The sequence below is a fragment of the Sphingobium soli genome (assembly GCF_020782245.1).
Classification (GTDB): domain Bacteria; phylum Pseudomonadota; class Alphaproteobacteria; order Sphingomonadales; family Sphingomonadaceae; genus Sphingobium; species Sphingobium soli.
Window position 1 is genome coordinate 532,375 of the sequence record NZ_JAJGNP010000001.1, and the last position, 10,058, is coordinate 542,432.

The window sequence follows — 10,058 nt, forward strand, 5'->3', positions numbered from 1 at the left end:
CCCAGGCTCTGGCCGGTCACTCGCTGCTGTTGCTCGCTTCGTCGGCAGGCTGCACCGCTTCGCCGTCACGCGGAAGGCGCGACGTCATGCCGGTCGCCTCCGCGTCATCCAGAATCTGTTGCTCCTGTGAGATTGACGGCGGCGGCGCAACAGGGGCGGCCTCGACCTCGTTCTTCGGCTCGGGCATCGGTACGTCCGGTTCCTCGACAATCACATTTTCGACTGGCGGTTCGACCAGATTGTTGACCGGCGCCGGGGCATCTTCTTCCTTTTTGCCGCAAGCGGCCAGAGCAAGGGCGCCAGACAGCGCGATCAGGGCGAATTTACGCATGGAATCAGTCCTTTGATGCGATGGAGGCGGGAGCGGGAGCGGCGGTGGGATCGGCGCGGCTGCTCGATGCCTCGATCTTTTGCGCCAGCAGTTTGTCCCAGCCATAGGGGTCGTTGCGGAAGGACACGACGCCATCACCATTGGCAAAGGCCGTCCAGTAGAGGAGGTAGACCGCGACATCCTGAGGCAGCGACACCCGCTGCGTCTTGCCTTCGTCGATCAGGTTCTGGATCTGGCCGTTGAGGTCGGGGGAGGCGGCGACCATCTGCTCGGCCAGCGCCACCGGCTTTTCCAGGCGGATGCAGCCGTGGCTTGCCAGGCGATCATAGCTCGAAAATTTGCCGCGCGCGGGCGTGTCGTGCAGGTAAACGGCGAACGGGTTGTTGAAGTCGAACTTCAAACGGCCCAGCGCGCTGTTGGGACCTGCCGGCTGCACGATGCGCTCGCCCCCTTCGGGCGTCTTGACGATCTTGTAACCCTGCCGGATCAGCGTCGCCCGTCCTTTAGGGAAAAGTTCACGCCTGGCGATCGACATCGGCACATTCCAGGGCGGATTGACGACGATCGAATGGATGCTGGAGGACAGCATCGGCGTCTGGTTATCCGGGCTGCCAGTGACGGCACGCATGGAGGTAACCGGCTGATCCCCTTCGAACAGGGTCAGCACGGCAGCGGCGATGTTCACCTGTACCCGATTGACGGGCAAGCTGCGCGGCATCCAGCGCCACCGTTCCATATTGGCCATGATCGCGGCGATACGATCATCAACGCCGACGTTGAGCGCGGCAAGCGTTCGGGCATCCAGATTGCCGGTGGGGTTAAGGCCATAGCGGCGTTGCGCCCGCTGGATGATGTCGGCCAGTTTTTCGTCCGGCGAGACGCTGGGGTCCTCCATCGCAATGCGTTTGCGAATAGCGTCGGACGACGAAGAGGCGGACAGCGACTGCCAACCGCCCTGGTCCCGAATTGCCTCGTAGCGGGCGAGCCCCTGCCGCAATGTCTCATACCCCGCCCAGGGCGGGGTCAGCCGGTTGGCCCAGCGGTCCAGATCATCGTCGGAAACGGCCTTGGCCAAGCCGGGGCGCGGATCGAATTTTTCCGGGCGCAGCGCCCAGATGTCGAGGAAGTCGGCCGTGTCGACGCGCCCGGTGCTGAGCGCGCGGGCGCGGTCGAGCATGGCATTCACGAGTGCTTCGCCATGGAGCGGGCCGCTGCGCTTCTGGCGGGCCATCAGCCCCTGCGCCGCGCCGGTCTTGAGCCAGTCATTGGCCCACGCCTCCTGCTTGGCGGACAGCGGCGGAATAGGAACGGGCGGACGAATTGCAGGAATGGGCTGCACCATGCCCGATCCAGGCAGGGTTGGCGCAACGGCGGGCGGCGGCGTCTGCGCCAGGGCTGGTTGAGCGGCAAGCGATGAAGCAGCAAGGCCGATCATCGGCGCGACGGGAAAACGGGTCATGGAGGGGCGGTTCATGCTGGACCAGATAGCGCAAAGCTCTCTAGGTTCAAATCGCGATAGTGGAAAAGATCATGCTGCACGTTGTTCACCACCCTGCCTATGTCTCCCCTGCAACACCCGGCAGCGCCTATCGTTTCGACAAATATGGGCTGGTGATGGATGCCCTGACAGAGAGCGGAACGGCGATGACGGTTCATACGCCCGAGGTGATGCCGCGCGAATGGATCGAGGCCGTGCATGACCCCGCTTATGTGGACGAGGTGATAAGCCTGAGCGTCCCGCCCGAAAAGATGCGCAGGATTGGATTTCCGATCACCGATCGCGTGGCGACGCGGTCGCTGCTATCGCCGGGCGGCACGTGGGCCGCCGCGCGGCTGGCGAAAATCCATGGCTATGCAGCCAATGCAGCGGGCGGCAGCCACCATGCGCTGCACGACACAGGCGCTGGATATTGCGTGTTCAACGATCTGGCGATCGCGGCCAACCGGCTGATCGTGGAAGGTGACGCGAAACATATCCTGATCCTGGATTTGGACGTGCATCAAGGAGACGGCACGGCGGCGCTGATGGCGGGGCGCACCGACGTCTTTACGCTATCCATTCATGCCGAGCGCAACTTTCCCGTGCGCAAGGCGCGATCCAGCCTGGACATCGGGCTGGAGGATGGCATCGATGACCATGGTTATATGGCGGTCCTGACTTATGCCCTGCCGCGCGTGCTGGACGACTTCGCGCCCGACCTCATCCTGTATCAAGCTGGCGTCGACCCCCATGGCGAGGATCGGCTGGGCAGGTTGGAGCTGACCGACGCCGGCCTTAACGCGCGGGACCGTTTTGTCCTGCGACAGGCCCGCAAGCGCACTATTCCGGTCGCCAGCACCATGGGTGGCGGCTATGGCGCGAATCGCATGCTGATTGCGCGGCGCCATGCGGACTGCATGATCCGCATGGCGCAGGAAATGTGAGACTAACGGATCAGTGGGTGGTGGACGCATTTGCAGCGACCCTGGATTCCATGATTTTAGCCGCGATCAGGCCCGCAGCGGCGAGCGCGACGAAATCGCTGAACGCAAGATAAAGGAAATAGCCCCAGGGCGCATGGTTGAAGACCGGCTGACCGATATGCAGCCAGAGCACGGCCGCAATCGAAAACAGGATGGTCACGCGCATGCGGCTGCCGAAATCGGCCAGAGCGAAACGCAGCGCGAGCGCGATCAGGATACCGACCGCCAGCGCAAGGATCAGCCCGCCGATCAGGGACGCGCCATCAGTGACGGGAAATCCGCTGCTGTTATAGAAGACCTGGGCGATAGGGCCGCGGCCATAGAGGATGGTGCCCTGCGCGGTGGCCGGATCCGGGATGACATAGACGCCGGTGCCGGTGGCGTTCAGCCCCTGGGCGAGCGCAGCCTGAAGATTGGCGCTTTCCTGATCGCCCGCGCGACTGAACGCGAGTGCGCTGAGCGGCGTGCCCCAGAAGATGAAGCCGATAATATACATGGCGAGACCGCCAAGCAGCCCCCCGATGACCGAACGAACCATGATAGACCCCCATCCCTGCGGTGAAATCGCCGATTAAACGCGGGGTGAGGCAATTTTATCCGTTCAGTCGGACGGTCGGGCCGCCTTTTCCACGATTCCCGACACACCTTCGCGACGATCCAGCTCGTCAAGGACGCTATCCAGCGGGATATCGAGATCAGCCAGCAGCATCAGCAGATGGAAAAGCAAGTCCGCGCTTTCGCCCACGGCGCCGGCGCGGTCGTCGGCCATGGCCGCGATCACCGTTTCCACCGCTTCCTCGCCGACCTTCTGCGCAATCTTCGCGCGGCCTTTGGCCGCCAGCTTTGCGACATAGGACGCCGTCGGGTCGGCCGTGCGCCGCTGGCGGATAGTCTGTTCGAGATGATGAAGAGTCGCGCGCATAGGGCGCATCAAGCGCCGCGCGCGCGACCCGTCAAATGAATTTTACTTCCGGCGATTCTTGCGGCGCGCGACAACCGCGCGGCCACACAGAACGGCCGCGCCCATCGCGAACAGCGCCATCTGCTCGGGCTCGGGCACCGGCGTCGGCGTGCCGCCTGACGAACCGCCAGTGGACGAGCCGCCGCCCGACGAGGACGAACCACCGCCGCACTTGCCAAACCAGCATCCCCAGGTCGCCTGCGCCGGCGCGGGCACAGCTGCGCCCATCAAACCAGCGACCCCAACCATCAAAAGCATCTTCCCGTATTTCATGTCACACCCCTGCTGCCAAAGAATGGAATAGTTCGAGGGCAGGAAATACGGGACGCGCACGCATCTTTCCAATGGATTAACCACGATAATGTCGGCAGGAATGTACCATTACGATCCACCCGTTAATCAGGCGGCGCGGACCGGCACCCCTGCTGCCGCCAACGCGCGATGCGCGTCGCCCACGCTATGCTGACCAAAATGGAAGATCGAAGCGGCCAGAACGGCGCTGGCATGCCCCTTGATCACGCCATCGACAAGGTGATCGAGCGTGCCGACGCCGCCGCTGGCGATCACGGGCACGGATACCGCGTCGGCAATGGTGCGGGTGAGCGCCAGATCATAGCCCTTCCGCGTCCCGTCCCCATCCATCGACGTGACCAGCAATTCGCCAGCGCCCAGTTCCGCGAGGCGCAGCGCATGCTCCAGCGCGTCGATGCCAGTGGGCTGGCGCCCGCCATGGGTGAAGATTTCCCAGCGCCCCCCCCCAACCTTGCGCGCGTCCACGGAGCCGACGATACACTGGCTTCCGAAGCGATCGGCGATGTCGGCGACCAGTTCGGGACGGACGACCGCGGCGCTGTTGACCGCGACCTTGTCCGCGCCCGCCAGAAGCAGCGCGCGCGCGTCATCCGCGCTGCGCACGCCGCCGCCGACCGTGACCGGCATGAAGCACACCTCCGCCGTGCGCCGCACCACGTCCAATATCGTGCCGCGCGCCTCATGCGTGGCGGTAATGTCAAGGAAGCAGAGTTCATCCGCGCCGGCCGCGTCATAGAGCCGCGCCTGCTCCACCGGGTCGCCGGCATCCTTGAGGTCAACGAAATTGACGCCCTTGACCACGCGGCCATTGGCGACGTCGAGGCAGGGAATGACGCGGGTGCGGACGGTCATGCCGCCGCCTGCGCGACCGCCATGGCCGTCTTGAGATCAAGGCGGCCGTCGTATAGCGCCCGGCCCGTAATGACGCCTTCGATCCCCTCATCGGCGTGAAGGCTGAGAATGCGAATGTCGGCAATGCCCGCCACGCCGCCGCTGGCGATCACCCGAATATCGGTGGCGTGCGCAAGATCGACGGTGGCGTCAATGTTGCACCCCTTGAGCAGGCCGTCACGGCCGACATCGGTGAAAAGCAGGCTGGCAACACCCGCATCTTCAAACCGGCGCGCCAGATCGACGACCGGCATGTCGCTCTTTTCCGCCCAGCCGTCGGTGGCGACGAACCCATCGCGCGCGTCCACCGCGACAACGATGCCGCCCGGAAAGTCGCGGGCCGCCGCCTTGACGAAGGCGGGGTCCTTGAGCGCCGCAGTCCCGATCACGATACGTGACACGCCAAGGTCGAACCAGCGTTCCACGGCCGCGCGATTACGGATGCCGCCGCCCAACTGCACATGCCCTGGGAAAGCGTCGATGATTGCTTCGACCGCAGCAGCGTTGACCGCCTCGCCCGCGAAGCTGCCATCAAGATCCACCACATGAAGGTGCCGCGCGCCCGCCTGCGCGAACAGGTCCGCCTGCGCTGCGGGATCGTCTCCATAAATGGTGGCGCGATCCATGTCGCCTTCGGCCAGCCGGACGACCTGGCCGCCTTTAAGGTCGATGGCGGGAAATACGATCAGGGACATGAGCGAAACCTTTACGCGCAGCGGCCGTCAGGGCCGCCAGTCGAGAAAGCGGGACAGGAAGGACAAGCCATAAGCCTGGCTTTTTTCCGGGTGAAACTGACAACCGATGATCGTGTCGCGCGCGACCGCCGCGATCAGCGGGCCGCCATGATCGGTCCGGGCAGCGACATGAGCGGGATCGGCAGCCTCGAAATGATAGCTGTGCAGGAAATAGGCTTCCCCCGGCTGGAGCAGACCCGGCGCGCCCGTCAGCGCCACATCGTTCCATCCCATATGCGGCACCTTGGCCTCGGCGTCGGCCGGTTCGATCCGCCGCACCGTGCCCGGAATCCAGCCCAGCCCTTCATGGCGACCAAATTCCTCGCCCGCGTCGGCGAGCAGCTGCATGCCCACGCACACGCCCAGGAAAGGCGTGCCCCGCTGATTCACGGCCTCGCCCATCGCCTCGACCATGCTGGGAATCGCGACCAGCGCGTCGCGACAGGCCCGGAACGCGCCGACGCCCGGCAGCACAATACGGTCGGCCCGCGCCACCACCTCCGGATCGGCAGTGATAGCGACGTCCTGCGCGCCCGCTTTTTTCAGCGCATTATGCACCGAATGAAGATTGCCCGCGCCATAGTCGATGAGGGCGATGGTCATCGGCTTACAACATGCCCTTGGTCGACGGGATGGCGTCGGCCTTGCGCGGATCGACCTCCACCGCCTGACGCAACGCCCGTGCCAGCCCCTTGAACGCGCTTTCAACGATATGATGATTGTTGCTGCCGTAAAGCAGTTCGATATGCAGCGTGATGCCGGCCGCCTGGGCTAAGCTGTGGAAGAAATGCTCCACCATTTCGGTGTCCCATTCGCCCACCTTCGTGACGGTGAAGGGCAGCTTGCACACCAGCCATGGACGGCCGGAAATGTCGAGCGCAACGCGGCTCAGCGTCTCGTCCATCGGCGAATAAACGCTGCCGTAGCGGCTGATCCCGCGCTTGTCGCCCAGTGCCTTTGCCACGGCTTCGCCAATGGCGATCGCGGTGTCCTCTGTGGTGTGGTGCTGATCGACATGCAGGTCGCCGACCGTCTTGACGGTCATGTCGATCAGCGAATGGCGCGAAAGCTGTTCGAGCATATGGTCGAAAAAGCCGATGCCGGTCGACACGGTGTAAAGCCCGGTGCCATCCAGGTTGACGGTCACATCGATCTGCGTTTCCGCAGTGTTGCGGTGAATTTCGGCCGTGCGCATGGCCGCCCTATAGCGTGTGGGACGCAGCATGCAATGTGCGCGCGCACGCTGGAGCGGGCTTGACCCCATGCTTAGGGCCGTTAGGACATTGCGCCATGAGCGATGACCTGCCCGACAGCCTGATTCCCTATGACGAAATCGTGCAGGAGGCGCTGCGCGCGGTCGTCGGCCGCGTGCTGGACGAAGTGCAGCAGACGGGCGGGCTGCCTGGGACGCATCATTTCTACATCACCTTCAAGACCCAGGCTCCGGGCGTCGACATTCCCAAGCATCTGGTCGAACGCTTCCCTGACGAAATGACGATCGTACTCCAGAATAAATTCTGGGACTTGAAGGTCAGCGATCAGCATTTCGAGGTGAGCCTGACCTTCAACCAGGTCGCGGCGCATCTGGTCATCCCTTTCAGCGCGATCACGGCCTTCGTCGATCCGGCCGTCAATTTCGCGCTCCAATTTCAGGTGCAGTCGGATGAAATCCCCGAACCGCATGACGAAGCGGAAAATGACGGGCCGCAGGTGACGAACGAGGATGGATCGAACGTCGTCACGGTGGATTTCGGCAAGAAGAAATAAGCGGCGGCCAACGCATCTGGTTCAAATCGCATCGCCTGTTACAAGGTCCGCATGCGCAGTCTCTATCCACCCATCGAACCCTTTGCCTCCGGCCATCTCGACGTTGGCGACGGGCATCGCATCTACTGGGAACGGTGCGGCACCCCGGGCGCCAAGCCTGCCGTCTTTTTGCATGGCGGACCTGGCGGAGGCTTCAGCCCCGAACATCGGCGGCTAGTCGATCCCACCCGCTACGATCTGCTGCTGTTCGACCAGCGCGGATGTGGGCAGTCCACACCGCATGCATCGCTGGACGCAAACACGACCTGGCATCTGGTCGCCGATATCGAACGGCTGCGGGCCATGATGGGCGTCGGCCAATGGCTGGTGTTCGGCGGCAGTTGGGGATCGACGCTGGCGCTTGCCTATGCGCAGACGCATCGCGCGCAGGTGAGCGAACTGGTGCTGCGCGGCATCTTCACGATCCGCCAGTCGGAAATAGACTGGTATTATCAGGAAGGCGCGAGCCGCATCTATCCCGACAAATGGGAGAGGTTCGTCGGCCCCGTCCCTGAAACAGAACGCGGCGATCTGGTTGCGGCCTATCGACAACTGCTGACCGGCGACGATCCTGCCGCACGGATCGCTGCGGCGCGTGCCTGGAGCGTGTGGGAGGGCGAGACCGTGCGCCTGCTACCCGACCCGGCGCTGTCGGCGGTGCATGACGCGGATGATTTCGCGCTCGCCTTCGCACGGATCGAAAATCATTATTTCACGCATCGCGGCTGGCTGGACGATGGTCAGTTGATCGCCAATGCCGCTTTACTGGCCGACATTCCCGGCGTCATCATCCATGGCCGCTACGACATGGCCTGCCCCGCCGAAACCGCCTGGGCCTTGCACAAGGCGTGGCCGCAGGCGCGCTTCGAACTGATTGAGGGCGCGGGCCATGCCTATAATGAACCGGGCATATTGGACGCACTGATCCGCGCGACCGACGGTTTTGCGACTTAGCCAACACCCCCGGGAACCCGCCGGACACTCAGTGCTTTGCGTAGGCGTAAAGGATCAGGAGTGGTGCAGATGACGACACGGATGCTGGGATGGGCGATGGTGCCCCTGATCGCAACGCTTGCCGGTTGCGGGGAGCCCGCCAGGGATCAGGACGTGACCGGGGGCAATCAGGCCATCGCTGAAAGCGGCGCTGCGGCGCAGGTCGCCCAGCTGACGCCCGAGCAGCGCAATGGTGTCTTCGAGAAGGCGATCCGTGATTCGGGCGTCGCGTGCCCCGCCGTCACGGGATCGGAGCGGACGGAGATTCGACCGGGCGTCAAAGGCTGGAAAGCGCAATGCGACAATGACAGCGCGCATCTGATCGAAATCACGCCGGACGGCACCGCGAAGGTGACAAGCCGGACCTATTGATGACGTGTCAGGCGGCGTAGATGGCCGGGCGGTAGCAGGCATCTGGGATCCACGATCTTGTACAACGACCGGCCAGCCTTCGATAGCGTCGTTAATGTTCGCTATCGCCTCGGCTCGCATATTCCCCTGGGCCGAGCAGGGCTTGAGATCGGGCACGTCCGCTATCCAACATTGATCTTTCGCCGACCAGAAAAGATTGATGTGATAGTGCGGCTCGGTCATTCCTCAATATATAGTCCATAGGCTCCCACCAGTTCGGGCGCTTTCTCTTCCTCCTCCCAGAGAAAATCGAGATCGCCAAAGTCCATCAACCTCCAGCATGGCTGCTATTGCAGATGGACAGCGGATGGCCGAGGCAGCGCTGCGATTGCCTGCTGCCGATCTTGAGCAGGCGGTGATTGACGCAGCCGCCGCACTGCTGTCGGATCAGCAGATCATCCTCAATCTGCCGCAGGTCGATGCAAGAGCGATGACCAGCCGCATGAATGCAGTAGGCCGGCTGTCCAATATGCTCGCACAGCGGGAGAAAGGGAAAGTTCGCCAGGCTCTGCTTGAGCTTGGGCTTGCTCTCATCGTCTACCCTGATCACATCGACGCTTCGATCAGCAGGCGGAAGCTCGCTGCCATGGTGGATAGCAGCTCCACCGAGCAGCAGGATGACGGCTGGCGTATCCCGCTTGTCATCGCAACATCTCCCGACCGGCGTGGGCGCAACCTCAAGCTGGTATTAGGCTCACCGCCCTCGCAGCAGCCCCGAGTAAATCCTGAGCTGATCGCTTTATTGCGTCGGGCGGAAGCTGCACGGCAGCGACTGCTGCAACCAGCCGGACCAACGAAAATAGCGGATCGTGAGGATGAGCGTCTTGCCCGGCTCGCTTTTCTGTCGCCCGACATCGTTGCAGCCATTCTCGATGGGCGGCAGCCATCGTCGCTAACACCGCGCCGCCTGCTCAAGCAGGTCAACCTGCCGCTACACTGGAACGAGCAGAAGACTGCGCTGGGATTCTAGCGCTGCCATCAAAATCGTGGGACACTCAAAAGGGCCTCGTGAGACGCGGGGCCTTTTTCTTGGCCTGGACGACAGAATCACCGTCTCTGTGTCCCACGATTTTTGTCGCGGTCGTGTCCCGCGGGGTGGTGTAGGAACCGTCGATCTACGGCAGGATCGGGTTCAGGTCAGGCCGCCAGTGCTGGC

At 63.3% G+C, this 10,058-nt stretch carries 14 protein-coding genes; 5 read left to right on the top strand and 9 right to left on the bottom strand.

What is annotated here, in order from left to right:
* Positions 1 to 16: 16 nt before the first annotated feature.
* Both LL253_RS02560 and LL253_RS02565 read right to left on the bottom strand, forming a co-directional pair.
* Positions 17 to 331, bottom strand: coding sequence for a hypothetical protein (locus LL253_RS02560; RefSeq protein ID WP_009820676.1), 315 nt, complete (start codon positions 329 to 331; stop codon positions 17 to 19).
* 4 nt (positions 332 to 335) lie between these two features.
* Positions 336 to 1,790 (bottom strand): L,D-transpeptidase family protein, encoded by a 1,455-nt coding sequence (locus tag LL253_RS02565; RefSeq protein WP_228226062.1) that lies wholly within the window; start codon positions 1,788 to 1,790, stop codon positions 336 to 338.
* A 71-nt stretch (positions 1,791 to 1,861) separates the two neighbouring features.
* On the opposite strand from LL253_RS02565, the gene LL253_RS02570 reads away from it, so the two are divergent.
* On the top strand, positions 1,862 to 2,755 hold the full coding sequence (locus tag LL253_RS02570; RefSeq protein ID WP_228226063.1) for a histone deacetylase family protein: 894 nt from the start codon (positions 1,862 to 1,864) through the stop codon (positions 2,753 to 2,755).
* A 10-nt stretch (positions 2,756 to 2,765) separates the two neighbouring features.
* Here LL253_RS02570 and LL253_RS02575 read toward each other — a convergent pair whose 3' ends face one another.
* The 7 genes from LL253_RS02575 to hisB form a co-directional block, all read right to left on the bottom strand.
* Complete coding sequence (locus LL253_RS02575; protein ID WP_009820673.1) at positions 2,766 to 3,332, bottom strand: hypothetical protein; 567 nt, start codon at positions 3,330 to 3,332, stop codon at positions 2,766 to 2,768.
* Between the two features lie 63 nt (positions 3,333 to 3,395).
* Positions 3,396 to 3,716, bottom strand: coding sequence for a phosphoribosyl-ATP diphosphatase (locus LL253_RS02580; RefSeq protein ID WP_228221599.1), 321 nt, complete (start codon positions 3,714 to 3,716; stop codon positions 3,396 to 3,398).
* 42 nt (positions 3,717 to 3,758) lie between these two features.
* Entirely contained in the window at positions 3,759 to 4,028 is a 270-nt protein-coding gene (locus LL253_RS02585) for a PEP-CTERM sorting domain-containing protein (protein ID WP_009820671.1), read from the bottom strand.
* A gap of 126 nt (positions 4,029 to 4,154) precedes the next feature.
* Positions 4,155 to 4,919, bottom strand: coding sequence for an imidazole glycerol phosphate synthase subunit HisF (gene hisF / locus LL253_RS02590; protein WP_228226064.1), 765 nt, complete (start codon positions 4,917 to 4,919; stop codon positions 4,155 to 4,157).
* Positions 4,916 to 5,653, bottom strand: a complete 738-nt coding sequence (hisA, locus tag LL253_RS02595) for a 1-(5-phosphoribosyl)-5-[(5-phosphoribosylamino)methylideneamino]imidazole-4-carboxamide isomerase (RefSeq protein ID WP_228226065.1) — start codon at positions 5,651 to 5,653, stop codon at positions 4,916 to 4,918. Before hisA ends, hisF begins: the two co-directional genes overlap by 4 nt.
* Before the next feature lie 27 nt (positions 5,654 to 5,680).
* Positions 5,681 to 6,295, bottom strand: coding sequence for an imidazole glycerol phosphate synthase subunit HisH (gene hisH / locus LL253_RS02600; RefSeq protein ID WP_228226066.1), 615 nt, complete (start codon positions 6,293 to 6,295; stop codon positions 5,681 to 5,683).
* 4 nt (positions 6,296 to 6,299) lie between these two features.
* The gene (gene hisB, locus LL253_RS02605; RefSeq protein WP_228226067.1) at positions 6,300 to 6,887 is read right to left on the bottom strand and encodes an imidazoleglycerol-phosphate dehydratase HisB; all 588 of its coding nucleotides are present in this window, start codon (positions 6,885 to 6,887) and stop codon (positions 6,300 to 6,302) included.
* 95 nt (positions 6,888 to 6,982) lie between these two features.
* Here hisB and LL253_RS02610 point away from each other — a divergent pair, with 95 nt between their 5' ends.
* From LL253_RS02610 to LL253_RS02625, 4 genes are all read left to right on the top strand, one after another.
* Positions 6,983 to 7,459, top strand: coding sequence for an SspB family protein (locus LL253_RS02610; protein WP_228226068.1), 477 nt, complete (start codon positions 6,983 to 6,985; stop codon positions 7,457 to 7,459).
* Positions 7,460 to 7,510: 51 nt separating this feature from the next.
* The gene (gene pip / locus LL253_RS02615; RefSeq protein ID WP_228226069.1) at positions 7,511 to 8,452 is read left to right on the top strand and encodes a prolyl aminopeptidase; all 942 of its coding nucleotides are present in this window, start codon (positions 7,511 to 7,513) and stop codon (positions 8,450 to 8,452) included.
* Positions 8,453 to 8,521: 69 nt separating this feature from the next.
* On the top strand, positions 8,522 to 8,863 hold the full coding sequence (locus LL253_RS02620; RefSeq protein WP_228226070.1) for a hypothetical protein: 342 nt from the start codon (positions 8,522 to 8,524) through the stop codon (positions 8,861 to 8,863).
* A gap of 346 nt (positions 8,864 to 9,209) precedes the next feature.
* Entirely contained in the window at positions 9,210 to 9,872 is a 663-nt protein-coding gene (locus LL253_RS02625) for a hypothetical protein (RefSeq protein ID WP_228226071.1), read from the top strand.
* The last annotated feature ends 186 nt before the right edge of the window (positions 9,873 to 10,058 follow it).

Excerpts from the sequence above, each read along its gene's own strand:
- LL253_RS02560 (WP_009820676.1), bottom strand. The coding sequence starts at position 331 with ATGCGTAAATTCGCCCTGATCGCGCTGTCTGGCGCCCTTGCTCTGGCC.
- LL253_RS02565 (WP_228226062.1), bottom strand. The coding sequence starts at position 1,790 with ATGACCCGTTTTCCCGTCGCGCCGATGATCGGCCTTGCTGCTTCATCG.
- LL253_RS02570 (WP_228226063.1), top strand. The coding sequence starts at position 1,862 with ATGCTGCACGTTGTTCACCACCCTGCCTATGTCTCCCCTGCAACACCC.
- LL253_RS02575 (WP_009820673.1), bottom strand. The coding sequence starts at position 3,332 with ATGGTTCGTTCGGTCATCGGGGGGCTGCTTGGCGGTCTCGCCATGTAT.
- LL253_RS02580 (WP_228221599.1), bottom strand. The coding sequence starts at position 3,716 with ATGCGCGCGACTCTTCATCATCTCGAACAGACTATCCGCCAGCGGCGC.
- LL253_RS02585 (WP_009820671.1), bottom strand. The coding sequence starts at position 4,028 with ATGAAATACGGGAAGATGCTTTTGATGGTTGGGGTCGCTGGTTTGATG.
- hisF (WP_228226064.1), bottom strand. The coding sequence starts at position 4,919 with ATGACCGTCCGCACCCGCGTCATTCCCTGCCTCGACGTCGCCAATGGC.
- hisA (WP_228226065.1), bottom strand. The coding sequence starts at position 5,653 with ATGTCCCTGATCGTATTTCCCGCCATCGACCTTAAAGGCGGCCAGGTC.
- hisH (WP_228226066.1), bottom strand. The coding sequence starts at position 6,295 with ATGACCATCGCCCTCATCGACTATGGCGCGGGCAATCTTCATTCGGTG.
- hisB (WP_228226067.1), bottom strand. The coding sequence starts at position 6,887 with ATGCGCACGGCCGAAATTCACCGCAACACTGCGGAAACGCAGATCGAT.
- LL253_RS02610 (WP_228226068.1), top strand. The coding sequence starts at position 6,983 with ATGAGCGATGACCTGCCCGACAGCCTGATTCCCTATGACGAAATCGTG.
- pip (WP_228226069.1), top strand. The coding sequence starts at position 7,511 with ATGCGCAGTCTCTATCCACCCATCGAACCCTTTGCCTCCGGCCATCTC.
- LL253_RS02620 (WP_228226070.1), top strand. The coding sequence starts at position 8,522 with ATGACGACACGGATGCTGGGATGGGCGATGGTGCCCCTGATCGCAACG.
- LL253_RS02625 (WP_228226071.1), top strand. The coding sequence starts at position 9,210 with ATGGCCGAGGCAGCGCTGCGATTGCCTGCTGCCGATCTTGAGCAGGCG.